Annotated in this window: 20 protein-coding genes; 10 read left to right on the top strand and 10 right to left on the bottom strand. The window is 42.1% G+C overall.

Translation table 11 applies throughout. The features are described from left to right. Positions 1-30: 30 nt before the first annotated feature. The 3 genes from HMPREF2686_RS04560 to HMPREF2686_RS04550 form a co-directional block, all read right to left on the bottom strand. Complete coding sequence (locus HMPREF2686_RS04560; RefSeq protein WP_070449396.1) at positions 31-624, bottom strand: 3'-5' exonuclease; 594 nt, start codon at positions 622-624, stop codon at positions 31-33. A 53-nt stretch (positions 625-677) separates the two neighbouring features. Continuing rightward, the gene (locus HMPREF2686_RS04555) at positions 678-1172 is read right to left on the bottom strand and encodes a DUF536 domain-containing protein (protein WP_003008835.1); all 495 of its coding nucleotides are present in this window, start codon (positions 1170-1172) and stop codon (positions 678-680) included. A gap of 104 nt (positions 1173-1276) precedes the next feature. Then, on the bottom strand, positions 1277-3565 hold the full coding sequence (locus HMPREF2686_RS04550; RefSeq protein WP_070449394.1) for a Xaa-Pro dipeptidyl-peptidase: 2289 nt from the start codon (positions 3563-3565) through the stop codon (positions 1277-1279). A 101-nt stretch (positions 3566-3666) separates the two neighbouring features. Between HMPREF2686_RS04550 and HMPREF2686_RS04545 the strand changes: the two genes are divergently transcribed. The 9 genes from HMPREF2686_RS04545 (at position 3667) to HMPREF2686_RS04505 (ending at position 13645) form a co-directional block, all read left to right on the top strand. Continuing rightward, entirely contained in the window at positions 3667-4944 is a 1278-nt protein-coding gene (locus tag HMPREF2686_RS04545) for an HdeD family acid-resistance protein (RefSeq protein WP_023919173.1), read from the top strand. A gap of 106 nt (positions 4945-5050) precedes the next feature. After that, complete coding sequence (locus HMPREF2686_RS04540; RefSeq protein ID WP_023919171.1) at positions 5051-5818, top strand: CppA N-terminal domain-containing protein; 768 nt, start codon at positions 5051-5053, stop codon at positions 5816-5818. A 10-nt stretch (positions 5819-5828) separates the two neighbouring features. Further along, positions 5829-6770, top strand: coding sequence for a serine hydrolase domain-containing protein (locus tag HMPREF2686_RS04535; RefSeq protein WP_037599403.1), 942 nt, complete (start codon positions 5829-5831; stop codon positions 6768-6770). Between the two features lie 172 nt (positions 6771-6942). Continuing rightward, entirely contained in the window at positions 6943-7821 is an 879-nt protein-coding gene (mvk, locus tag HMPREF2686_RS04530; protein WP_070449512.1) for a mevalonate kinase, read from the top strand. Continuing rightward, positions 7803-8753: a diphosphomevalonate decarboxylase gene (mvaD, locus tag HMPREF2686_RS04525; protein ID WP_070449393.1), complete on the top strand. Its 951-nt coding sequence runs from the start codon at positions 7803-7805 to the stop codon at positions 8751-8753. The genes mvk and mvaD overlap by 19 nt, the downstream gene beginning before the upstream one ends. Further along, positions 8743-9750 (top strand): phosphomevalonate kinase, encoded by a 1008-nt coding sequence (locus tag HMPREF2686_RS04520; RefSeq protein WP_070449391.1) that lies wholly within the window; start codon positions 8743-8745, stop codon positions 9748-9750. Before mvaD ends, HMPREF2686_RS04520 begins: the two co-directional genes overlap by 11 nt. Further along, positions 9747-10751 carry a type 2 isopentenyl-diphosphate Delta-isomerase gene (fni, locus tag HMPREF2686_RS04515; protein WP_070449390.1) on the top strand — a complete coding sequence of 335 codons (1005 nt, stop codon included), beginning with the start codon at positions 9747-9749 and terminating at the stop codon, positions 10749-10751. Before HMPREF2686_RS04520 ends, fni begins: the two co-directional genes overlap by 4 nt. A 412-nt stretch (positions 10752-11163) precedes the next feature. After that, positions 11164-12825: a C69 family dipeptidase gene (locus tag HMPREF2686_RS04510; protein ID WP_070449388.1), complete on the top strand. Its 1662-nt coding sequence runs from the start codon at positions 11164-11166 to the stop codon at positions 12823-12825. Then, positions 12818-13645, top strand: a complete 828-nt coding sequence (locus HMPREF2686_RS04505; protein WP_070449386.1) for a PrsW family glutamic-type intramembrane protease — start codon at positions 12818-12820, stop codon at positions 13643-13645. Before HMPREF2686_RS04510 ends, HMPREF2686_RS04505 begins: the two co-directional genes overlap by 8 nt. A 333-nt stretch (positions 13646-13978) precedes the next feature. On the opposite strand, the gene HMPREF2686_RS04500 is transcribed toward HMPREF2686_RS04505, so the two are convergent. The 4 genes from HMPREF2686_RS04500 to HMPREF2686_RS04485 all read right to left on the bottom strand — a co-directional run bounded on the left by HMPREF2686_RS04500 (position 13979) and on the right by HMPREF2686_RS04485 (position 17699). Next, the gene (locus tag HMPREF2686_RS04500; RefSeq protein WP_070449385.1) at positions 13979-15241 is read right to left on the bottom strand and encodes a hydroxymethylglutaryl-CoA reductase, degradative; all 1263 of its coding nucleotides are present in this window, start codon (positions 15239-15241) and stop codon (positions 13979-13981) included. Continuing rightward, a complete protein-coding gene (locus HMPREF2686_RS04495) occupies positions 15241-16413 on the bottom strand; it encodes a hydroxymethylglutaryl-CoA synthase (RefSeq protein ID WP_049490611.1) in 1173 nt (390 codons plus the stop codon). The genes HMPREF2686_RS04500 and HMPREF2686_RS04495 overlap by 1 nt, the downstream gene beginning before the upstream one ends. Positions 16414-16599: 186 nt before the next feature. Beyond that, entirely contained in the window at positions 16600-16830 is a 231-nt protein-coding gene (locus tag HMPREF2686_RS04490) for a hypothetical protein (RefSeq protein ID WP_070449383.1), read from the bottom strand. Between the two features lie 248 nt (positions 16831-17078). Continuing rightward, a complete protein-coding gene (locus tag HMPREF2686_RS04485; RefSeq protein WP_049490614.1) occupies positions 17079-17699 on the bottom strand; it encodes a tetratricopeptide repeat protein in 621 nt (206 codons plus the stop codon). A gap of 710 nt (positions 17700-18409) precedes the next feature. On the opposite strand from HMPREF2686_RS04485, the gene HMPREF2686_RS04480 reads away from it, so the two are divergent. Then, positions 18410-19666 carry an MFS transporter gene (locus HMPREF2686_RS04480; RefSeq protein WP_229100886.1) on the top strand — a complete coding sequence of 419 codons (1257 nt, stop codon included), beginning with the start codon at positions 18410-18412 and terminating at the stop codon, positions 19664-19666. 1429 nt (positions 19667-21095) lie between these two features. On the opposite strand, the gene HMPREF2686_RS04470 is transcribed toward HMPREF2686_RS04480, so the two are convergent. The 3 genes from HMPREF2686_RS04470 to pflB all read right to left on the bottom strand — a co-directional run bounded on the left by HMPREF2686_RS04470 (position 21096) and on the right by pflB (position 25062). Then, positions 21096-21563 (bottom strand): threonine/serine exporter family protein, encoded by a 468-nt coding sequence (locus HMPREF2686_RS04470; protein ID WP_031575574.1) that lies wholly within the window; start codon positions 21561-21563, stop codon positions 21096-21098. A 4-nt stretch (positions 21564-21567) separates the two neighbouring features. Next, entirely contained in the window at positions 21568-22326 is a 759-nt protein-coding gene (locus HMPREF2686_RS04465; RefSeq protein WP_021153883.1) for a threonine/serine exporter family protein, read from the bottom strand. Positions 22327-22746: 420 nt separating this feature from the next. Continuing rightward, complete coding sequence (gene pflB / locus HMPREF2686_RS04460; RefSeq protein WP_061591097.1) at positions 22747-25062, bottom strand: formate C-acetyltransferase; 2316 nt, start codon at positions 25060-25062, stop codon at positions 22747-22749. Positions 25063-25065 lie beyond the last annotated feature (3 nt).

Raw genomic sequence — 25065 nt, 5'->3', positions numbered from 1 at the left:
AATTACCGATTTCTGTCCCACTCTCTCTTTTTATTCATCAAAGAATCCGGATAAGTCCAAGCCTCCGAAGGGGTTGGTGGAGAAGTTCTCTTGCTCTTCAAGGAGGGTACGGCCTTGATCAAATTCGAGAAATTGTTGGTAGACAAGAGCTGTCATGCGGGCGTCTTCTAAGCTATCGTGCGATCTTCCTGCGACTCCTAGAAATGCTGCAACGGTGTGGAGTTGGAGATTTTTAATGCCATGAAGGTCAGATGGACGACGTTCGAAGGCTTGGTCAAAGACATCGACAGCGTATTGCCCTTCTAAATCCAAGCCATTTTCAAGTAGGATGGGAAGGTCGCTCTTTTTGGCATTGTATCCAATCAAGGGGCGGTCTCCAACGAAGGCCTTGAATTCGCCGAGGACCTGCTCTAGTTGTGGAGCATTTTGGATCTTGTCCTGGGTTATGCCAGTGAGGCCGTTAATAAAGCTTTTTAGAGGCTTATCGGTGTAGACGTAGGAGTCATAGTGATCGACTTCTTTACCGTCCGTAAAACGCACGGCAGACACTTGGATGATCTGATAGGCACCTTCGTATTGGTTAAATTCGAGATCGAAGGCGATATAATCTTCTAATGTTTTCATGGAAAATCTCCTGTGCTAGAAAAGAAAAGGGACTGGTAAGATCCAGCCCCGGATTATCGACGGAAAACGCGTGCCCAGAAACCTTTGCTTTCTTGCTCTTGAACTTTTTCGTTGGCTTGTTCGAGTTCAAGTTTCAAGGTATCGCGGTCGTTCATTGCTTGTAAAGTCAATTGTTGTTGTTGGTCCAATTGCTTGTCTTTTTCAGCAATTTGAACGTCTTTCACGCGCAACTGTTCATCTTTCTTAGCGAGTTGCTCGTCTTTGGCTTTGAGTTGCTCGTAGAGACGGACGATTTCAGCATTTTTTTCATCTACCAAAATTTCCATCAATTCGCGTTGCTTCACATCATCGCTGACTGGCTCATCTTCAAAAATAGTTTTTTTGTAGATTTCTTCGAGCTTGATCAAGCCACTACGGGTTACAACGGTAACCCCTTTTTCGTTTTTTTGGGTATCTTCTGGAGCCAGCGCCTTGACACGGTTATTGACCGCCTGGCGGCTGACTCCTAAAATTTCAGCAATTTCGCTGACAGTTTTTTCAATCGCCATAACTTCCTCTAATATCTTTTTCTATGAAATACTCTATTAGATAGTAACATAAGTAGGCTAAGCTGTCAAATGAAGCAAAGAAAGGCTAAGCCTTGATACCACGATTAGTGGGCCTCTGTCATTTCAGGAAGATGGAGGCTTGATTGTGCTAAGTCAATGGTGAGTTGGTAATCGGTTTGATCACGCACAGTGATTTCAAAGTCCGTCGTGTAAAGGACCAAGCGAAGAGTTGTACCTTTTTCGAGCTTGTAGATAGTTGGTTGGAGATCAAAGTCAAATTCCATCCACTCGCCTGGTGTTACGGACTCAACCTCTAAGAGGTCATGCCGGTTTTGGAGGTTAAGATAACCTTTCGAAATGACTCGTTGGGCCGCTTCCTTGAATGGCAACTCGGTCAAGTTGTCTAGCATATGGTAGCGACCATTATCCAGCGTACGGACTGACAAGACAGCAGGATAGGGTTGGAGGTATTTCTTGCTTCCAAGCTCTAAGAGTTGGGCTGAGAGAAGACCTTTATTGGTGCTGGAGTGAAGTCGCAGGTGAAGGCGAGCTTTCCCGTTGAGGTGCAGGTCTTCTTCGATTGGAAGGTCGATGGTCACTTGTTGGGCCTTGTCTTGGTAGAGATCGCTTAAGAAGGTCGGATAAGCCTTGCCATAGCGCTCGTAATCTTTTGTCTCATAGCGATTTTGGATAACTTTTTCACCATCTCCCAGTGAGAATGTCCGCTGAGCTGTTTGATTGCCAAAGTCTTCCAAGGAAGTCCAACTTTGTTCTCCTGTATTGTCCTGCCAGATGACAGTTGGCAACTCATAGCTTGAATCGTAGCCCAGCAATTTTTTAGAGAGAAGGGCGTTCATGCTCTCACGGAAGTCAATGGACTGCCAGTTGTTGAGGTAGACATGGGCACCATTGTGGTAGAAGAGGTGCTTCTTGATGCTTGCTGGAAGGGCTTGGAACATGTTAAAGACGTGAAGCGGTTTGACGTTCCAGTCTTGGGAGCCATGGGTAAAGACCACCTCTGCCTTGACACGATTTGCGTTTAAGAGATAATTCCGATCGTGCCAGAATTGGTTGTAGTCCCCAGAAGCGCGGTCCAGCTCTTTTTTGACGCGATCAAGATCGGCTTGGTGGGCCACATTGTGGTGTAAATAATCTCCACCTAGAAGGTTGCGTGAGTAGGTCAATTCGGCAAGTGAATCAAAATCTTCACCTGGATAGCCCCCAGGACTTGTCACGAGGCCATTTTCGCGGTAGTAGTTGTACCAAGAAGAGATCCCAGCCTCTGCAATGATGACTTCTAGACCATCCACACCTGTGGTCGCAAGGCCGTTAGACATGGTTCCAAGGTAAGAGATCCCGGTGGTTGCGACCTTTCCATTAGACCAATCAGCTTTGACTTGACGTTTGCGTGTATGATCTGTAAAGGCCCGGCAACGGCCATTGAGCCAGTCGATAACGTTCTTGTAGGCTTCGATTTGTTGGTAATTTCCATTGGTCATCAAGCCTTGCGAATCTTTTGTCCCCACTCCAGATACGTAGAGATTAGCGTAGCCGCGTGGAAGGAGGTAGTCGTTGAGGGTATAGCTGGAATTGATATGGGTGAGAGTTTCTTCAGCTTCATCGACTAGCTCAGCTGAACCGACAGGATCCACCAATTCTAATTGAGGTACTTCTACTTGAATGGTATGAGGTTCTTTGACCTCGAGGTCGACATTCATATTGTAGAGGGCCTTGTCGCTGGCCTTATCGTTGGTCCCTTGGTGATAAGGACTTGCGGTCATAACAGCTGGAATCTTGCCTTCATAGCGAGGACGGATAATGCTGACCTTGACCAAGTCTGGCAGACCATCTTTGTCGGTATCGACCCGACTTTCCACATAGACGACCTCGCGGATGGCATCATGGCTCGTAAAGGTTGCGAGGCTCTTGCCGTTAAAATAGTGATACTGGTTATCTTCAGGAATCAAGCCATCGCTGACCAACTGATCGATGAGTAAATTTCCTTTTACTGTTCGAGTATTGAGAAGGTGATAGAGGTTTTCTACCAAGTTTCCATACTCAATCGGAAATTGGACTTCTTTCAAGAAGCTATCCGTATCTTCAAAATCAATAAAATAGCGGAAACCGAGTAATTGGAGGGCTACTGTGTAAAAAATGTTCGGAGACCATTCGCAGTCAGATTGGATATACGTTAAAAAGTCTGTTTTAGAATCCACCACTAGGTTAGAGAGGGGATAATCTGTATCTTTATAGGTGAAGTAAACCTTGCGGACAAACCATTCAAACAGTTCTTTTTCTGGGAGGTGGGTGGGAAGGTCAAACCCAATTTCTTTTAGTTCCTTAAGAATGTCTTTTTGGTCAACAGATAGATAGCTATATTGATTGTATTTCATAGACTGCTCCTTTTATCAGTTTCTTTTTTCTTTACTTCTTATATTATACTTGATAAAATAGTATTTGTCTAAAGACCTTTCGTCTATAAGGAGAAGGAATATTGAAAAAAATATCTTTTGAACAAGTTGCAAGAAGACGGACCTTATTGTTTGGGGTTCTTGCCGTCATTTTTGGGATTCTCATTTTTCGAAACGGCGTTGGTTTCACCAAATTTTCCTTGGATCTATTAGCCATTTACTTTTTAGTTGATGGACTAGGAAGCTTTCTTCTTCGCTTTTTGTTACGTAGCAAGTCTATTTCCTATAGCCACTCTATTTGGTTTATTTTTCTTTCACTTGCGTTGATCTGGTTGAATCGACTGAGTAGTCTGCCCGTAAACTTAGTTGTGATTTGTTTAGGGGCATATCAGTTGGGGAGTGCCATTGTCTATGGGATCACATTTTGGCTTTATAAGGCCAATCGGGTAAAAGGAGGCTGGCTCTATTTATGGGATGCGCTTTTAAACGGTGGGCTTGGTCTAGCAACTGTCTTGGAACCTGGTTCAGATGGGCACTTCCAATTTATCCTCTTGGGGGCTTATCTGGTCTTGTTGGGGATTTCTAATATTCGAGATGGTATTTTATTTGACAAAGACCAACAAGGCCAAGAGTTAAAACGTCGCTTTCGTATTAGCCTACCGGTTATCTTTGCAGCCTTTATCCCTGCTAAGGAGTTAAAACGGTTTAACCAGTTTCTTCAAAAAGGGAGCTCGGCGGGACACACAGGCCCTTATCGATTGGTGAAAAAAGAAGAAGAGGCAAGGGAATTAGAAATTTTGGTTCATACTTCTGACAGCAACTTATTTGGAGCGATTGGGCATGTAGATATTTGTTATCAGGGGAAGGTCATTTCTTACGGAAGTTACGATCCCTTTTCAGAGCGTCTATTTGGGACGATTGGGGATGGCGTACTGTTTAAAGTGGATAAGGAACCATACATCGAACTATGTAAAAAAGAGAGTCAAAAGACGCTGTTTGGCTACAGCCTATCCCTTACCGAAGAAGAGAATCAGGCAGTAGAGAAGCGTCTAGCTGAAATTGATCAGTTGTTAGAACCTTGGGATCCACCTAGGAGGTTACTGGAAGACGGTCAGCCGACCTACGCTTACAAATTGAAATATGATTTAGGGGCTGAGCTATATAAATTTACTTCTTCGCGTTTTAAATCTTACTTTGTTCTGTCTACTAATTGCTGCCTGTTAGCAGATTCCATTGTGGGACAGGCAGGAACGGCTGTATTAGATGTGCGTGGAGTGATTGCACCAGGGACCTATCAGGATTACTTAGAATACGAATTTGAAGCTCCAAACGGGCGGGTCCATACACGAACAGTATACTAAAAAAAGAAAGACAGATTTTTATTTTTGAAAAATCTGTCTTTTTTGCACAAGATTTCTTGTAAAAAGCCAGAAAATCTTTTACAATAAAAAGTGCTTGGAGGAAAGTATGACAGCAAATCAGATCGTAAGAGTGATCCCAGTCTTGAAAGTGAATAACCGAAATGTCAATCAACGCTTTTATGAAGAGACATTGGGAATGAAAGTATTAGTGGAAGAAGGAGCTCTCCTATCTTTAGGAGATGCCTCAAAAGTAGAGAAAATTGTCTTAGAAGAGTCACCGAGTATGCGTTCGCGTAAGGTCGAAGGTCCAAAGAAATTGGGTCGAATTGTGGTGAAAGTGGCGCAAGCTCAAGAAATTGATTATTTGTTGGCCCGCCAGCCAGAAACAAGCGCCCTTTACCAAGGAGCTATTGGTCGCGCCTTTGAAGTTGTGTCTCCTCAAGGAGATACCGTTTTCGTGCATGCTGAAGAAAATCTTGAAAGTCTAGAGCCTTTGGAGAAAGCGCCTCTTGTTGAGCTTCCAGAAGATTTCAAGGGTTTGACCAGCTTTGATGTGGACTTTCTTGAAGTCAATGTGGCCGATCTGGCCCAATCTCAGGAGCTTTACAGACGCTTGCCAGATCTTGCCCGCTTTATCCATTTGCAGGAAGCCCAGGGAGAAGATCTCCAAGTGGAGAACAAGGTGACTTGGGATTTGAGCATGATCAAGGTCGAATTGGCATCTTTTGATGTGGAAGACTTGAAAGAACGCTTGGGAGAAGCTGTCGATTTTGTGCACCGTAAGGGAACTTTCTTGATTGCCAAGGATCTAAGCCAGATCGAACTCTGGTTTGAAGCCAATCAAGATCAGGTCCATATTTCTTATGAAGAATAAGAATGGAGTGATGAGCGTGAAGGCAATCATCGAAAAAATTACCGAACAAATCCAAGAAGGCATCTATCCAGGTGCCTCTCTTGCGCTTTACCGCAATGGTCAGTGGAGTGAGCACTATCTAGGACTTGCGGACCCTGAAAAAGGTGAGCCAGTAGAGGCTGATCTGGTCTATGATTTGGCCAGTGTCAGCAAGGTCGTCGGAGTCGCTACCATCTGTGCTTTTTTGTATGCGAAAGGGGAGCTTCCGCTCGATCGTCCCTTTAAAGAGTTTTACCCGCGTTTTGCTCATGAGAAGACGACCATCCGGGAACTCTTGACCCATACTTCTGGGCTGGATCCTTTTATCCCCAACCGGGATCAATTGGATGCGAGACAGTTGAAAACAGCTCTTGAAAATTTGCAGTTGAAAGAAGACAAGAGTTTTCATTACACCGACGTCAATTTTCTTCTGCTGGGCTTTTGGTTAGAAGACAGGTTTCACCAGCCCTTGGATCGTTTATTTGAAGAGCTGATCTTTACACCTTGGAAGATGACAGAGACACGGTTTGGACCGGTCGAAAAGGCGGTGCCAACGGTCCGTGGCCTTGCTTCTGGAAGTGTTCATGATCCCAAAGCGAGAGTATTGGGCTGTCATGCGGGAAGTGCTGGACTTTTTTCAACTGTTGCTGATCTAGAGCGCTTCTTAGAGCATTATCTGAAGGATGATTTTGCGCGTGACTTGTCTCAGAATTTTGCGCGTGAAGAGGGCAAGACCCGCGCTCTCGGATGGAATCTAGAGGGTGACTGGTTGGATCATACGGGCTATACTGGAACCTTCATCATGTACAATCGAAAGAGGCAGGAAGCTGTGATCTTTTTGTCTAACCGGACCTATGAGAAGGACGAACGGGCCCAATGGATCTTAGACCGCAACTCTTTGATGGACTTGATCAAACAAGAATGTGAAAAATAGAAATGGATGGCTGGGATGACGGATCCCGGCCTTTTCTTGTCTGTCCATAAGAAGGAGCTCTTCTGGGTGATTCATTTTTGGACTCCGTCTTAGGTTGGATTTCCTTCAAAAGCATCGCTTTTTTGGCTGATTTATATTAAAATAGTAATGACCTTAATAGAGCGAGATGAATATGAACAAAGAGATAGGCGTCGGAAGGGCGCATAGTAAAATTATCTTAATTGGAGAGCATGCGGTGGTCTATGGTTATCCGGCTATTGCTTTGCCTCTCCATCATATCGAAGTGACCTGCCAGATCATTCCGTCAGATAGTCCATGGATTTTGTTTGAAGATGACACTTTGTCCATGGCAGTTTTTGCGTCTCTTGAGCACCTCGGGATTAAAGAGGCCCGGATTCGCTGCCGGATTCAGTCCATGGTACCGGAAAAACGGGGGATGGGATCGTCTGCGGCGGTGAGTATCGCAGCCATTCGTGCAGTTTTTGACTATTATCAAGAGGAGCTGGATGATGAGACCTTAGAAATCCTGGTCAATCGAGCAGAAACCATTGCCCATATGAATCCAAGTGGGCTCGATGCCAAGACTTGTTTGAGTGATCAAGCCATTAAATTCATCCGGAATGTCGGCTTTTACCCGCTGGAGCTGGGGATAAAAGCGAGCTTGGTGATTGCGGATACGGGGATTCACGGCAATACCCGTGAGGCGATTCAAAAGGTGGAAGCCAAGGGGCAGGAAGTTTTGCCCCATTTCCATGAGATTGGTCAGTTGACTCAGCAGGTGGAAGAGGCTCTGAAAATGAATGATCTAACGAACCTAGGACAGGCTTTGACTACTTGCCATGAGCACTTGAGAGCCGTGGGTGTCAGCTGTGAAAAAGCAGACCATCTGGTCGCCGTTGCCCTTGAAAATGGGGCCTTAGGCGCTAAAATGAGCGGAGGCGGTCTTGGAGGTTGTGTGATTGCCCTCGTCAAGGATTCTCGTGAAGCAGCAACCATTGCCCATGCATTAGAAAAAGAAGGAGCGCACCATACATGGATCGAAAACCTGTAAAGGCTAAGTCCTATGCCAATATCGCGATTATCAAATACTGGGGAAAAGAAGATGCCAAACAGATGGTCCCTTCGACCAGTTCGATTTCGTTGACCTTAGAGAATATGTATACAGAGACCAGTCTCTCTCCCTTGCCAGCAGATGCGACTGCTCATGAATTTTACATCGATGGGGAATTCCAAAATCCAGCTGAGCAAGCCAAAATTGGAGCTGTGATTGATGGCTTGAAGCCAGCAGATGAAGCGGGATTTGTTCGGGTGGATACCAGCAACAACATGCCAACCGCAGCAGGCTTGTCCTCTAGCTCGAGCGGGCTCTCTGCTCTCGTTAAGGCTTGCAATCGGTATTATGATTTGGGCTTGAGCCAGGAGGAATTAGCTCAAAAAGCCAAGTTTGCTTCGGGCTCTTCTTCGCGGTCTTTCTTTGGTCCCTTAGCAGCCTGGGACAAAGAAAGTGGCGATATATACAAGGTTAAGACAGACCTGAAATTAGCCATGATCATGCTGGTCCTCAATGACAAGCAAAAGCCCGTTTCCAGCCGCGAAGGGATGAAACGCTGCATGGAGACTTCGACTAATTTCAAAGAATGGATCGAAGAGTCTCGACAAGATTACAAGGACATGCTGGACTATCTAGCTGGCAATGATTTTGAACAGGTCGGTCAGCTGACAGAGCGCAATGCCCTTGCTATGCATGCGACGACTAGGACAGCCACTCCAGCCTTTAGCTACTTGACAGAAGAAAGCCACAAAGCTATGGACTTTGTCCGTGAGCTTCGCGCTGCAGGCCATGCTTGTTACTTTACCATGGATGCAGGGCCAAATGTTAAGGTTCTCTGTTTAGAAGAAGACTTGGATCAGCTGGTGCCTTTATTTGACGCCCGCTATCGGACCATCATATCTAAGACAAAGGACCCTCAAGATGAAGACTAAGTATCAGGTACAGACTGGAGGCAAGCTCTATTTAGCTGGAGAATACGCGGTGCTAACGCCTGGTTATGGAGCTGTGATTCAGTTTATCCCTATTTATCTGTCAGCTACCATCCAAGAATCTAGAAGCTATCAGCTAGCCTCAGATCTCTTTGGTTACCAGGTGGATTTGACCCCAAATAAGGACTACACCTTGATTCAAGAGACTATTCAGCTTATGGAAGAGTGGCTGAAAGATCAGGGGATAGCCCCTAAACCCTTTGATCTTCACCTTAGAGGAACACTGGGCGAAGAGGGGAAAAAGTATGGGATTGGTTCCAGCGGAAGTGTGGTCTTGCTCGTGATCAAGGCCATGGCTGCTCTGTATGAGTTAGACCTACATCCGGATCTGCTCTTTCGACTAGCAGCAGTGGTCTTGGTGCAAAGAGGGGACAATGGTTCCATGGGCGATTTGGCTTGTATCGCTTACGAGGACTTGATTTATTACCAATCCTTTGATCGGGCTTGGTTGCATGAAGTCTTGACTTCTCAGCCTCTTTCACAAGTTTTAGTCCTGGATTGGGACTACCAGATATGCTCGATCCAGCCAGCCATCTCTTATGATTTTCTGGTTGGTTGGACCAAGGAACCAGCGATTTCAAGTGATTTGATCCGCCAGGTCAAGGGAGCGATCAAGGAAGAATTTCTTCAGGAGAGCCAGAGCGCAGTGAAGAATCTTGAAAAAGGCCTCCGTGAAGGGAACCAAAAGGACATTAAGACCAGTATCAAACGCGCCGATAAGAACCTAAAGTCTTTGAACCCTTTGATCTATACCCCAGCTCTAAAAGAGCTACAAGAATCGACAGAGGACCTTTTTGCCTGTGCCAAATCCAGTGGTGCTGGAGGAGGCGACTGTGGGATCGCCCTTAGTTTTGATCCAGTTGAGACTCAGATCTTGATAAAGCGCTGGAAGAAAAAGAATATTGAAGTCATTTACCAAGAAAGGATGGGAGATTCGTGAGCGAAAATCGAAAAGACCAGCATATTCGTTATGCCTTGGAGCAAAGCTCCTCCTATAATAGCTTTGATGAGATCGAGCTGATTCACCGATCCCTCCCCCTTGTGGATCTAGCGGAGATTGATTTGACAACCCATTTCGCAGGGCGTGATTGGGAGTTTCCTTTTTACATCAATGCCATGACAGGCGGGAGTAAACGAGCCAAAGAGATCAATCAAAAGTTGGCAGCAGTAGCCGAAGCCTGTGGGCTTCTCTTTGTGACTGGCTCTTACAGCGCAGGGCTGAAGGATCCGAACGATCAATCGTATGCGGTCAAAAAAGACCATCCTCATCTTCTTTTAGCAACCAACATTGGCATCGATAAAGAGCCAGATCTGGGCTTGCGAACAGTGGAAGAGCTACAACCTCTCTTTCTTCAAGTCCATGTGAATCTGATGCAAGAGTTGCTCATGCCTGAAGGGGAGCGGAGTTTCCACACTTGGAAAGACCATCTCAAGAGCTATGGGCAGGGCTTTCCAGTACCTGTAGTCCTGAAGGAAGTCGGCTTTGGTATGGATCCCAAAACAGTTCAGGCTGCGCTAGATGCTGGGATCAAAACCGTCGATATTTCTGGTCGTGGTGGAACTAGTTTTGCCTATATTGAGAATCGTCGTGGTGGCAATCGCGCTTATCTGGATGATTGGGGACAATCAACTGCGCAGTGTCTCTTACAGTTACAGGATCAGATGGATCAGGTTGAGGTCCTCGCAAGTGGGGGCATCCGTCATCCTCTTGATATGGTCAAGGCCTTGGTCCTTGGAGCACGTGGCGTAGGACTTTCCCGCGTTTTTCTTGAGATGGTAGAGACTAAGAGTATTGAAGAAGTAATCGCCATTGTCCAAGGCTGGAAAGAAGACCTCAGATTGCTCCTTTGTGCGCTCGGTTGTCAGAACCTGAAAGAGGTCCGTGAAGTCGACTATCTCCTCTATGGAAAATTATGGCAAGCTCAGCAACAGAAAAAATGAAGAAAAATCATTTTAGAAACTTTCCTTAGGTGAGTACGGACGTCAGCGAACTTCTACGAAGTTCCATGACTTAGTTTTGAACCTAAGGTTTCAAAACTCCCGAGTGCCTGAAACAAAAACGTTTCAGGCACTTTTCTCACGGCGGAAAGTTTTCGTATATTATGATTCATTTTGAAAATTAGAACTCTTTTATAGTTCTTTGAAGAATCACTTAACTTATTTTACTTAAAAATTAGTTCCTATTCGTTTAGGATTGACAAAATAAGCCAATTTTTTCTTTTTTTTGAAAAAGTGTTCTCCTCAAAAATTCTGATAGTTTACGAATCGTTTACGGTTGCTGGAATCGCTTGCAAAATAGGCTTGTAAAAGAGTATACTAAATAAGGAAAAACATTTTTAAAAAGGAGTTTAGGATGAAGAAGCACTATTTTCGATCAGCTGTAGCAGCCTTGCTTCCGCTTTTGTTGATTGCTCAACCTGTTGAGGCTTGTACAGGGTTCATCATCGGGAAGAAATTGACTGCCGACGGTTCGACCTTGGTAGGGCGTACCGAAGATTTAGAGCCCAACCATAATAAAAATTTTGTGGTTAGAGAGCGTGTCTACAATAAAAAAGGAGCCATCTTTGAAGATGCTGCCAACGGTTTTCAATATCCCTTGCCTGAGATTAGCTATAAGTATACAGCGGTCCCAGATGTCATCCCTGATCAGGGAATTTTTGACGAAGCAGGATTCAACGAATATGGGGTTTCCATTTCTGCCACTGTATCTGCTTCAGCAAATGACAAGATCCAAAAGGTGGATCCCTATGTCAAGGATGGCCTCGCAGAATCGGGCTTGACCAGTATCGTTCTCCCAAGTGTGAAAACCGCAAGAGAAGGGGTTGAACTCATTGCTAAAATCGTCGAAGAAAAAGGCGCTGCAGAAGGAAATATTGTGACCATTGCCGATAAAGAAGGCGTCTGGTATATGGAAATCCTATCTGGTCACCAATATGCAGCGATTCTCTTCCCAGAGGATCGGTTTGCGGTCTTTCCAAATACCTTCTTCTTAGGGCATGTCGATCTATCGGATACCGAACGCACGATCGCCTCAAAAGATCTTGAAAAAGTCGCCAAAGAAGCCAATAGCTATAAGGAAGTGGACGGAAAATTCCACGTTTCTCAATCCTATAATCCTCCTTTGCAAGAAGCAGATCGCTCTCGGGTTTGGTCGGGAATCAAATCGCTAGACCCAAGCTCTCCTGTTAAATATGACGATGCGTCCTTTGACCTTCTTCATACAACCGATCGAAAATTAACCCTCCGCGATGCCATGAATCTCCAACGCAATCGTTTGGAAGGAACCAAATATAAACCACAGGATCAAATGGAGCTGGATGGAAAAGGCATTCCGAAAAAAGGGGAGTTTGATGAGGTTTATAAATACCCTATTTCCAATCCAAATGTCATGGAGGCCCATATTTTCCAACTGAAAGATGATGTCCCAGCGAGTGCGGGTGGGGGCACCATGTGGCTGTCGATGGGTAGTCCACGAAATGCTCCATATCTACCCTACTATGGCAATATTCTCAACACCTATCAAGCCTACCAAGAATTAGGGGATCATTACAATGATCGCTCCTGGTATTGGACCATTTCAAGAATCAACGACCTTGTGGCCAAGTATCCAGATTTATTCGAAGATGGGGCGATTCGTACTGAAATGGAACGGTTGGAGTCTCAGTGGATGGTCGAACAAGATCTGAGTGATCAGGAACAAATTGCCCTTGCTTCTCAGCCTGAAGAAGCTAGTAAGAAGGCAACAGAGGAAAGCATGGCAAGAGCTGAGAAAACTTTCGAACGCTTGCAAGAAATCAGAAAAGAAGCAGAACAAAAGGTAGCAGATGAACACGGAAAAAGTGCTCTGCAGGATTTAGATGACGAAGAAGATGCTGCTTATGAAGAAAAGATTGATCTCGTTGAATTTGACTATGATTACATTTTAGCAGCAGGCTTGTTCGGAGCAACCCTTCTAGCGATTGTGATCTACCTGATTCGCTCAAAGAAACAAAAGGGAGGAAAACAAGATGACTAAAATTCAAAGAGCCTCTATCTATCTCTTTCTACTATTTGCAGGAATTGGCTTGGAGTTTGAACTCGGTCATCTTTCTCAACAAGAATTTAGCCAGTCTGCAGGCAGAGACTTGGTCTTGAACTTGTCTGTCTTAGCGGCTATTATTATCCCACTCTATCTCTTTTCAAAACGATTGGCCAAGCAGTTGTCTGTCCCAACCTATCTCTTATGGATTGCTATGTTTGGAGGTGCCTTCGTAGCAGGCTGGTTGAGCTTTTCAGGTAATAGCTTGATTGATATTATGAATAGCCATGTGATCAAGGATGCCACTGTCTTTAACAAGTGGACCGATGCCTTGACAGCCCCATTCTCAGAGGAATTCTTTAAGGCTCTAGTTGCCTTTTGGGTTGTCTTGATGGTTGGCAAGAAAGATCTAAAAACGATTCTAATTGCAGGCTTGGGCTCTGGCTTTGGTTTTCAAATCATTGAGGATTTAGGGTATGTTGCTCGCCAAACCAAAACCAGCCAATTAGCCGCGGTTACTGAGGCCATTAACCGGATCTCTGGTGGATTAGCTTCACATGCCCTCTATACTGCTGTTGTATCAGTGGGTGTCTTCCTCTTGTTGTCTCAAGTGACCCAGCAAAAGGAAAAACTCTTTGGGCTCTGGTGTGTTCTCTCGACAGTAGCCAATCACTTCTTATGGAACTCTCCGTTTTATGAAACAGACCATCGGATTAATCTTCTCGTCGGACTGCTCTTTGCCGTCCAAGTAGGGACCTTTATCGAAGTGGTGCTCTATACCAAGAAACATCCCGAGTTGCCATTTTTAAAACAATAAGAAAATTTTTTCAAACACAAAAGAACTAAGACATGGGTCTTAGTTCTTTTAGAATGTAAACAAACTGTTTTTTACATAAAACAAGCTAAGTGATGCAGAATAATTAAAACTGATACATACCAATAGGCTCATTCAAACATACACTGAAACTTTCCGCAGTGAGAAAAGTGCTAGAAATAGGATTGTTTCTAGCACTCGGGAGTTTTGGAACCTTAGGTCCAAAACTAAGTCATGGAACTTCTTCGAAGTTCGCTGACGTCCGTACTCACCTAAGGAAAGTTTCAAAAATGACTTTGTCTTCAATCTGAAAACGAAAACCTTGTCTTAGTTCTTTTATTTTCTCAATTCTTGTAAGAGTGTTTGTGCTTTTTCTAAATTAAAGGGTTTGTTTTCAAGGAGTTGGCTAACCAATCGGGGAACTTCCTCTTCCTTAGCTCCTGCTAGAAGGGCTAGGGAGCGTGCTTGGAGTTTCATATGTCCTGATTGAATTCCTGTGGTGACAAGGGCTTTGAGGGCTGCGAAATTCTGCGCCAAACCGAGCGAAGCGATGATACCGGCTAATTCAATAGCAGAAGGCTCTCCTAGCAAACGGTGGCTGACTTGAACCGTTGGGTTGAGGCCAATCGAGCCTCCTTTTGTCGCAACCGGCATTGGCAGGGTGATCTCTCCATAGAGTTTTTTCTCTTCTGGCTGACTTGTCCAGTGGCTCAAGCCCTTGTATGAACCACTTTGTGTAGCATAGGCATGGGCTCCTGCTTCGATGGCCCGCCAGTCATTGCCTGTCGCAAGGACCAGGGCATCAATCCCGTTAAAAATTCCCTTGTTATGAGTAGCCGCACGGTAAGGATCCACTTGAGCCAGTTGGCTAGCTAGCTCCATCCGGTGGGCAATCTCAATGGCTTCCTCAGGATTTCGACTCAGTGCTTTAAAATCGATGGCACACCGTGCACTCACCAAAGAGCGAGTGGCCAAGTTGGATAAAATTGCCATCAAGGCCTGACCACCAGAGAGTTCCTGGATGCGATCGGTCAGAGCTTCTAACATGGTATTGAGCATATTGGCTCCCATGGCTTCTTTGGGATCGACAGCCAAGTAGACAATGAGAAAGTCCCCCTTGTTTTCGACCCAAAGATCCCTCGCTCCACCTCCACGCTTAACGATAGAAGGATAGGCTTCATTAGCCATCTGAAGAAGGGTTTCTTTGTCTTCGAGGATGCGCTTGCTTGCAGTATTCCTATCTTCAACATCCGTCAGAGCAATCTCACCGATCATTTGGCGCTGGTGCACCTGGGTGGTGAAGCCGCCCGAACGTTGGATGAGCTTGGCTGCAAAGCTGGCAGCTGCAACCACGGAAGGCTCTTCTGTGACCATGGGAAGGACATAGTCACGACCGTTGATCAAGAAATAAGGAGCGAGGCTAAAAGGCAAGTCAAAAGTCGACAAGACATTTTCTGTCAATTGATCTGCAATAGAAAGGGGAAGTCCCTTTTGTTCTTTTAAGATCTGTGCTTCATCCCAAGTTAAGAGGCCTTCCTTCAGTAAGGCCTCTATGCGTTCAGTGGGCGAAAGTTTTGCAAAACCTGGTAATCGTGCCATTATTTTTCTACTTTCTGGTAAGTGCGTTGGTGTTCCTTGATCTCTGTCAAAGCATAAGTTTGAAGCGTAGCAGGCTCAAACACTTGATTGCCACTAGGATCTAGATCTACTTCCTCATAAAAGAGTCGTTCGTAGTCAGAAACACTAAGAACCGTACGTTGGTCCAGTCTTTCCATGCGTTTGTGATCTAAGAGTTGCTCAAAACCAGGAACGAGATTGGCGCTAAAGATCTCAGAAACCGCTCCACTTCCATAGCTAAAGAGGGCGATTCGGTCACCAGCTTTGAGTTGGGGGTCATTTTCCAGTAGTGACAGCAAGCCTAGGAAAAGAGATCCAGTGTAGATATTTCCTACGCGTTGGCTGTATAGAATCGATTGATCAAAGTTGTATTGTAATTGATCTTTTTTCTCTTCTGGTACTGACTTATCCAAGATTTTTTTCAAGCCCTTGAGAGCTAATTTTGGATAAGGTAAATGGAAGCAGACGGCCGCAAAGTCTGTCAAGGTAAGGCCAGTCCGTTTCTGGTATTCCGCCCAGGTTGTTTTCAGAGAATCTAGATATTGTTGTGTTGAATAAATTCCATTCACGAAGGGAGTTGTCGCGTAATTTGGACGCCAAAAATCCATGACATCGCGTGTTTGGGCAACATTATCATCGTTAAAAGATAGAATACGAGGATTTTGGCTGATTAGCATGGCAACCGCTCCGGCCCCCTGTGTTGGTTCTCCAGGAGTTCCAATTCCGTATTTAGCAATGTCACTGGCAATGACCAAAACCTTACTCTGTGGGAATTTTTCAACATGGAGTTTAGCATAATCCAAGGCAGCAGTTGCAGCATAGCAGGCTTCTTTCATCTCAAAAGAACGAGCGAAAGGTTGGATGTCTAGTAAGCCATGGACAAACACAGCAGCAGCCTTACTCTGGTCAATTCCAGATTCTGTCGCAAGAATCACCATGTCGATTGCTTCTTTATCTTCGTCTGTTAAAATATCATCTGCTGCAGTAGCAGCCAATGTGACGATGTCTTCTGTGATCGGTGCAACACTTTGTTCTTTTAAGAGAAGACCCTTGCTCAGTTTTTCGGGATCAGTATCACGAGCAGTAGCCAAATCTTCTAAACGCAAGACATAAGGGCTCGTCGCAAAACCAATCTTATCAATCCCAATTGTCATTCTTAACCTCTTTTTTATTTGATATCTACTAGTATATTTCGTTACTATTTTACCATATTTAAGGGTTAAACTCCCTTGAAAAAGCTAGATCAGCAAGGAAATCATTCTCGGGACCGATTTTGCAATGTTTCAAAGAAAAATAGAGAATCTATAAGAAAAAGCCATCCTCAGATGGCTTTTCAACTCTTATCCTTGCTTATCTTTTTTAGGATTGCTCATGATTCGTATGAAGAGTTCTTTGCATTTGTCTCTTAGAACATTTTCGTAGAAGACGATTAAAGCGATGTACACAATCAGAAAGTTCAAGGTCAGATAGAACAAGTCAAATGAATTACGGGCATAGATAGTTGCTGATTGATAGGAGGGGAGGGCTCCTAGGATCATCCAAGGAAGATACTTGATATACTTGCTTATCATCATACAGCACCTCGCATACTTTAAAGGATTTGTTTTTTCACTATCATTGTATCCCTTTTAAGTAAAAATGCAAGCGATAACACTTAGAGAAATTGAAAAACGAATATTATTTTGCATTAGTTTGAATGGAGAAAAACTATTTTAAGATAAGTGAAGCGATTACTTTAGTAACAAAAAAATTTTTTGAGCTAATCATGTCAATTATGTACTTTATTTAAGCAAACTAATGACAAAATCTAAATGCAAAATCATCGATTAATCAATTCCTCAATTTCCTTTATCCCTTCAAACTCTCCAACACTTTCGAAAAGTTCTATAGCTCGTTTGAAATGTGTGTTGGCTAATCCTTTATCTTCCAAGGCTAAATAAATTTCCCCTAACCCTCTATAGCTACAAGCCTGAGAAATCACATCATCAGTCTCTAAAGATTGTTCCAGTGACAGATTCATGAATGTAAGAGCTTCATCAAGATTGTTTAATTTCAATCTCAAATAGCCTTGTTCGTAGTTATTCACAGCTTTCTTTAGATTATCATTGGGAAAATGCTCTTCAATTATCTTCTCTTCATCTTCAATGAGCTTTAAAGCCTTATGAAAATCACCCTGATCTCTGTAGATCATAGCTAATTGATGTAATCCAATGTGTTCATGTTCTTTGTCTTCATTTTGTTGAGCTAATAAAATGTATTTCTCAAAGATACGGGTACACGAGGCATAGTCTTTTTCTGCCAATAATAAATACCCCATCAGATTTAAAAGGCTAAAATCTGTACAGGTATCAATGGAAAAATCTTGTTCAACCAACTTTTTAGCTTCTGATGTTTTTCCCTCCAGAAACAAGTCCCAAGCCACATCAATTTTAGAAACCATCTATTTTCCCCTTTACCTATAAACAACCTTCATAAAATAAAATCACTCAATAAGAATATGCTAAATCCTATCTTTATAAATTTAATCCACTAGGCTAAAGTATAGCAAAAAGCCCAAATAACTACTATTTGGGCAAAATGTTACTTAGTTTCTTTTTAAACGAGCAATGAGTAACTTAATAAGATAAGCTAGAACTACAAGTGCTACTACGCGTGATAATAGATAGAAAATAGAATAAACAAAATAGATTTGCATATCTGACACCTCCTAAATAAAAGAGATTAACCATCTTGTCCTCAATATTATTGTACTCCCGTTTGAAAGCGACGTCAAGCGTTATGATAAATAGTATCAACATCTAGAATGAAGTTAAAACCTACAAAAAGCAAAATAAAACAATCTGTTTCATTTTGAAATCCTTTAACGATTGTAAAATATATCCTATTTTAGAAGAGGTACGTAAGAAGTTATCAATTTAGATAGTGTCAAAGCAAGAGAGAAATATAATTAGTAAACATAAAGACAATATTTTTTACATTTTTTATTATACTTTTATTAGTATAATTGGTAAAATCTTAATTAATAAAAATTATGGTCTATCTACTATCTCAATTACCTTACAACACAGGTTGATTGAATAGGATTAGATAACCGAAGTAATGTTGAAACGAATGGAGGGGGCTAATATTAAGAATTTAATAAGTGATCAAATGTCTAATAGACAAATCATCAAAGACTTTATTAGTAGTTTTATTAGTTCTTTAAGTGGAAAAGCTTTTAATTTTGCTTTAGGATTAATGTTACTGGACCAAACAAAATCGGCAATGAGTTTTGGAATCAATATGATCATCTATCCTTTAGTTAGTTTGATTTTCTTGGTTCCAATCGGTAATTTAGTAGACCGATACCGTCATAAAAAGATCTTAATTTATAATTTTATTTTTAGACTTATTATCTTTCTTCTGTTTTATGCATTTTATTTTTTAACGAATTCATCTACTATCTTATATTTAGTAATTCCGTTTGTCATACTTCACTCTGTCACAGTTAACATCAATGATACTTGTTATTCAGCCTCTATCCACGAGTTAGTAAATGATACAAAAATTCAACGATTAAGCTCTGTTACACAAACCGCCATTGCTATCGCAACCATGCTTTCCCCAGCTATTGGAGTCATTCTTTATAATTGGTTAGGCTTCTCAGGCTTTATTCTTATAGAAATCATTGCAAATATCCTTTCTTTAGGTGTCTTACTTACCATGAAATTCTTCTATGAACACGAAGAGCAAGAAGCTAAGATTAAACAGAATGAAAAGCATCAACACGGGGTCAAAGAAATTATCCAATTCTTAAAAGAAAATCAGATTGTCAAATATATTATTCTTGTTAGTGTTGTACTGAATTTTTTCTATACTTCCATTAGCATTGGAGTGCCATTTGTAGTCAAAGAGCAACTCTTATTAGATAATGCAACAGTAGGTATCCTAGAAACAATGTCTGCAGTTGGAATGTTATTAGCCAGTGTGTCTATGTCACTATTGCCAGACAAAAAAGAAAATAATACACTTCTCTCTAATAGAATTCGCATTCCACTTTTTCTTCTAACCATCGCAATCGTTGGTTTGGGTATTACATTTGCAACTACTAACACCCAAGTGATTATTTCTTCCGTTGGCGGTTTATTTATGGGAATTATCGCATTCACTCTTGTTATTCTAAATATTGTCGTCATGACCTATCTTCAAAGTAGCATTGAAACAAATTATTTAGGAAGAGTAATGAGTACTTTGTTCACACTAAATACGTCTATCATGCCGATAGGTACCATTGTATTTACTTATCTATTTCAAAAGGACATAAACGGAGGTCTTATATTCATATTTGGAGGTGTTTCTCTCCTGATCTATACCGTGATAATGTTACCTCGAATCTATAGAATACTCCAAAAAGAACACATTTATTGACATTGAAACAAAAGCAGTACTAAAACGTAAAACGAAAAAGACAAGGATAAAACACCTTGTCTTTTTTCAAAATATAAATGGACTGATTTATTTTGGATTCTATTTGTGATTTTGACATGCATCTATATAGGAAACCGTGATTTGCTTCCTCTTAATCATCAAGAATTTTCTCTTCGTGGTAGTTTCTGGGGATTTGTACTTGCATTATATCACTTACTATTCATTGATAAATTTGTTATCTCTAATCGGAATTAAAACGATACTAGGTAAAAACTCAATTTCAGGAGAAAATAAAGTAAATCTCCCCACAATAAAACGCATAGTATCAAGGTTCTTCAAAACCTAATATTATGCGTTTTTTGATCCTAAAGACTTTTCCCTATTCTTGTTTATTTTGATGTATAGTCCAGATAAAGACAATTCAAATTAGATTACGTCTATCTATTTACTTACCTTTTATTTGCTTTAATTCCTTTATCTCTTTTAGAATACTAAAAATATAGAAACTAAATAGAACTACAAATAAAAAAGATAAAACAAAGAAACCAAACGGAAGTTTTCTTCCCATACCAGCTACTATTCCAAGGGATAAAATACCGATAGCCATTATGGAAATTATGAAGATAAACCACAAGTAAATCATGTAAAACTTATAAAGATAACAAAAGGACTTATTTTTTTGTTTAGGCTTATCCTTCCATTTTAAATAAAAGAAATAAGGTGTATTAATAATTAAAATAAATAAAAATCTCATCTCTAGCACAACTTTTTACTTTCTATTTTGGATTTCCCACAAGATCTCCCAACTTCCAAATACCAAGCCAAAAAGAAATTGTTAGCATGATAAAGAATGTGAGGAACATATTATCCACCAGATTTTTACTCATCAAGCATAGTTCTCTAGCTATGTAAGGAGACACGAGGAACAAAATGCACTGTACTATAGTAATTATTTTTTTCATGATTCATTTATAATACTGTCACATATGATACAGTATACTCCTTTCTAGGAAGAATTCTTATTATTCCTATCTTTATTATAGGCCTACAGCAATTTAGATTCAATTTTTAATATGTGAAAGTAGTTTCAGAATAATTTACAAAACAAAAATAAAGTACACTTTTTAAAGAATGTACTTTATGCTTCTAATTCAGTTGTATCAATGGTTTAGCTTTAGTTTAGTCAATTGTACATAAACTTTTAGTTTTCTTCAAAAAATAAAAATGAGTTCCAATTGTTAAAATGAATCAAGAAAATACAAAAACTTTCCGCCGTGAGAAAAGTGCTAGAAACACTATTGTTTCTAGCACTCGGGAGTTTTGGAACCTTAGGTCCAAAACTAAGTCATGGAACTTCTTCGAAGTTCGCTGACGTCCGTGCTCACCTAAGGAAAGTTTTAAGAAGACTTTGTTACCAACATGACAAATGCTAGTTAGCATTGGTCATTTTTCTTTTTTGATAGCGTTGATAAGAATGGTAGAGTTTCAAAACGACAGATCCACTAGCCATCCCGATGGAGATCACCAAGGCCAGAATAACCACCAGGGTCACGCTGGTCACTGCCTGACGATATTGGCCACTGACAAAAAAGGAAGTAGTTCGATAGGAAATATATCCAGGAACCAAGGGCGCAAGAATGGACAACATAAAGACCACGACAGGCGTCTTGAGAATGATACTTAAAATCTGACTGATACAGGAGCCGACAATGGCTGCGATAAAGGTCGCAACGATGACATTGGTAGGCCCTTTCAGGATATAGTAGAGTAGCCAGATGCCCATACCGAGGATCCCTCCAGGAATCAACATGGAGCGCTGCACATTTAGGACAATTAAAAAGGTGATGATGGCAATCAAACTGGCCACCGCTTGGATTAAAAATTCAGTTAGGTTCATTATTTTATTTCATAAGGACGAGGGCGACCGTTGTACCGGCACCAAGTGCAAGAGTAATGAGGAGAGTCTCAAAGAGTTTGCTCATCCCAGAGTTGAGGTGGTAATTCATCAGATCTCGGACGGCATTGGTCATAGCGATTCCAGGAACGAAGGGCATGACACAGCCTGCGATAATGAGATCGGTATTGGAAGGAAAACCACTATAGCGCGTCCAGATATGGGCCAAAAAACCAAAGACAAAGGCGGCCGCAAAGGCAGTGACAAAAGGAATGCGAACGTATTTCTCAACGACAAGAGAAAAAGCAAAGGCAAAGACAGTCGCAATACCTGCTCCAATCGCATCATAGAAATTTCCTCCAAACATGATGGAGAAGAAAGGAGCACTGAGGGTTGCCGCAATGGTCAACTGGAGATTGGTATAAGGAACGCGCTTCATTTTCAACTCGCTCAGGGCCTGGTAGGCTTGCTCGAGATCGATCTCTCCAGAGACGAGTTGACGAGAGATCTGATTGACATCACAGACCTTTTCGATATTGTAATTGGTCCGCAAGATCCGTTTCATGCGCGTGACATTGGCATTCTCAATAGAAAAGAAAATAGCGACTGGCATCGCTAAAACATTGCAATCGACGATTCCCTGTGAATGGGCGATCCGGATCATGGTATCTTCGACCCGGTGAATCTCAGAACCGCTCTCTATCAGGAGGGTTCCAGCTAACATCAGGACGTCGATCACTTGGTTGATCTGTTTTGACTCTTCCATAATATCCTTCTTACTAAATAATCTGTTTCTATTATAGCAAAAAAGGACGAGAGACAGAACTAAAATTTGACAATTCTAGTTTGTTTCTTATCCTTTCTGAATTCGTTTAGAATAGCTATTGTTTAGGCTTATCATTCGTTAACTCGGGTGGTGGTGCTGCATGGTGCTATCCTGGACGAGAAGGGTTGCTAAAAAGATCAGTGCAATCAGGATAAAGAGCCAAATAATAGCGAAAATAAATGTTAAAAACATAGGATCACCCCTTCTATCTTATTTACAGCTCTACTATAACACTTGGAGAAAGCGCTGTCAAACCCTATATAGTAAGCTCTTAAACTCTTTCAAAATTCAGAATACTCTTGCGATGGGGATGAAAAAAACCAGCCGTTTCCGACTGGTTTTTTAAGATCTATTTGAATCTTAGTTCAAGGCATCATCCATTGAAAGAACTTCGTGGAAGACACGTTGTGTCAATTCAGTTTTTTGTTCTGGAGTGAGGTATTTAGTGTTTACACAGTATCCAGAGATACGTACGATTACGTCTTCACCTGACATGATCTTTTCGTAAACATCGTTCAAGTCCATAACGTTCAAGTTAACGTGTTGTCCACCGTTTTCGAAGTATCCATCAAGGATGGTTACCAAGTTATCAACTTGTTCGTCACGAGTTTTACCAAGAGCACGTGGTGAAACTTGAGTAGTGAGTGAGATACCATCAGCTGCATAACCAAAGTCAAGGCTAGCAAGTGAGTTCAAGTTTTGCAACCATCCACCTTTAGCTTTGTTAGATGGGTTAGCACCTGGTGAGAAGAATTCCAATTTAGACAAGTTCACAGAACCATCTTCGTTGAGGTATACCCCTTTGTGGACTGGTGAGTTACCAGTTTGTTTAGAGTAAGCAACGTTAGAAGTGATGGTAAGAAGTGAAACAGTTGCTTCAGCGTTCTTGTAAAGTTTGTGGCTGCGAAGACGAGTAGTGTAAGCTTCGATCAACCATTCTGCCAATTCGTTAGAACGTGGGTCATCTTCACCCCAACGTGGGTATTCACCGATTGTTTCGTAGTCGTAGATGTAGCCATCTTCGTCACGGATTGGTTTAACAGTAGCGTATTTGATTGCTGACAAAGTATCAACAGTGTTAGCGAATCCACAGATACCGAATCCCATGTTAGCGCGTTGGTGAGTTGGCAAGAAGGCCATTTGAACAGCTTCGTAGTTGTACTTATCAGTCATGTAGTGGATGATGTTCAAAGCATCTACGTAAGTGTCTGTCAACCAGTCAAGAGATTTTTCGAAGTTTGCTTTAACAGATTCGAATTCAAGAACTTCGTCACGGATTGGATCGATGTCAAATACTTTGTAGTCTTTATGAACATCGTCGTAACCACCGTTCAAACCAGTAAGAAGAGCTTTAAGAACGTTAACACGAGCACCGAAGTATTGGATGTTGTGGCGTTGTTCTTCGTTTTCTGGGTCAAGTGGAGATACACAACATGAGATACAGCTCATTTCACCGTATCCGTCTTTCGCCATTGTTGTTACACCTTCGTATTGGATAGAAGAGTGTTTGTGGCTCATGTGCATACAGTAGCGACGGAAGTTGTATGGCAATTTGTCAGTCCAAAGAACTGTCAAGTTTGGTTCTGGAGAGTTACCGATGTTGTCCAAAGTGTTCAAGAAACGGTAGTCCATCTTAGTAACACGGTGGCGACCGTCGTTACCCATACCAGCCATTGATGTTGTGATGAAGGTTGGGTCACCTGAGTACAATTCGTCGTAAGCTTTTGTACGAGCAAATTTAACAGTACGCAATTTCATAACGAAATCATCAACGAATTCTTGGATTTCTGATTCAGTGTAAGTACCACGAGCCAAGTCACGTTCAGCGTAGATATCCAAAACGATTGGCACACGTCCAAGAGAAGTAGCAGCACCGTTGATCACACGGCAGACAGCCATGAAGGCGATGTTTGTCCATTGGATCGCTTCTTTTGTATCGAAGGCAGGACGACGTACGTCTACACCATAAAGGTCACCCAATTTAACAACTTCTTGAAGTGCTTGGTATTGAAGGTTTACTTCTTCACGAAGACGGATTGATTCTTCATCGATTTCAGTAATAGAGTTCCAGTCGTTTGCTTTTTCAGCCATCAAGTAGTCAGCACCGTAAAGAGCCAAACGAGCATATACCCCGATGATACGTCCACGAGAGTAAGCGTCTGGAAGACCAGTTACAGTGTGAGCGTGACGAGCGCGACGGATGTTAGAAGTGTAAGCGCGGAAGATACCATCGTTTACAGTTGTAACGTATTTTGTGAAGATTTCATGAACTGCTGGATCTGGTTCGTATCCATTTTCTTTCAAAGTAGTTTCCGCCATACGAATACCACCACGAGGCATGAAGTTCAATTTGAACAATTCATCATTTTGGATACCGAAGATCAATTCGTTTTCTTTGTCGATATATCCAGCTGCGATATCAGCGATAGATGTTGGACGGTTATCGTATGGGAAACGAGTTTCTTCGTAATGAGCTTTTGTTTCTTCAACAATCTTCTTGATGTGAAGTGAACGTTCTGTTGGACCAGCTAGGAAGCTTTCATCTCCATCATAAGGTGTGTAGTTAGCTTGAACGAAGCGAGAAACGCTTGCTTTTTCTTTCCAATCTTCACCTTTGAAGCCTTCCCAGGCTTTGTCAAAAATATCTTGTGCTTCAACGACTGTTTTAACAACCATTTT

Origin of the sequence: Streptococcus sp. HMSC057G03, assembly GCF_001808745.1 — a bacterium.
GTDB classification, from domain to species: domain Bacteria; phylum Bacillota; class Bacilli; order Lactobacillales; family Streptococcaceae; genus Streptococcus; species Streptococcus parasanguinis_Z.
The sequence above is the reverse complement of the archived record's forward strand: the minus strand, read 5'-3'. Positions and strand labels throughout refer to the sequence as shown.